Annotated in this window: 1 protein-coding gene; it reads right to left on the bottom strand. The window is 63.6% G+C overall.

The window, feature by feature from the left end:
• On the bottom strand, window positions 1-257 hold a 257-nt coding region (locus ACSC1Q_RS43120; RefSeq protein WP_436764531.1), incomplete at its 3' end, for a winged helix-turn-helix transcriptional regulator.
• Window positions 258-464: the final 207 nt, after the last annotated feature.

The raw sequence follows: 464 nt of genomic DNA, 5'->3' as shown, positions 1-464 counted from the left end.
GGCGGCACGGTGGGATACACCGTCCGCTCGGCCAGGCCGTTGCGCTCCAGCATGCGCAGGTTCTGGGTGAGCATCTTGTGGCTGATGCCCTCGACCTCGTCGCGCAGCTCGCCGAAGCGCAGGGTGCGCTCACCGAGAGCCTCGATGATGAGCAGCGCCCACTTGTTGGCGACGTCCGAGAAGATCTCCCGCGCCAGGGAGTCCGCGCGCCTGAGGTCCGCTTCGTCGGCCGTGCCCGCGAACTGCTTGGTCACCATGAGGTTCCCCAGTCTCTAAAAAGTGCGTTCTTCCATGTCAGCGGACACTCTCCTATGGTTTCCGAGTAACCACAAGAGAGCACGGGGGCCCTCTTGCGTCTCGATCACACAACCGATCAGGAGATCTCATGGCTATTTCACTCATCAACCCCGGCGGGCACGTCCAGGTCCCGCTCTACCACCACGTCGCGGTGGCGAGGGGAAGCA

Origin of the sequence: Streptosporangium heterodermiicola (genome assembly GCF_051390675.1) — a bacterium.
Taxonomy (GTDB): domain Bacteria; phylum Actinomycetota; class Actinomycetes; order Streptosporangiales; family Streptosporangiaceae; genus Streptosporangium.
Note: the sequence above shows the minus strand (reverse complement) of the source record. Positions and strands in the feature narration are given on the sequence as shown.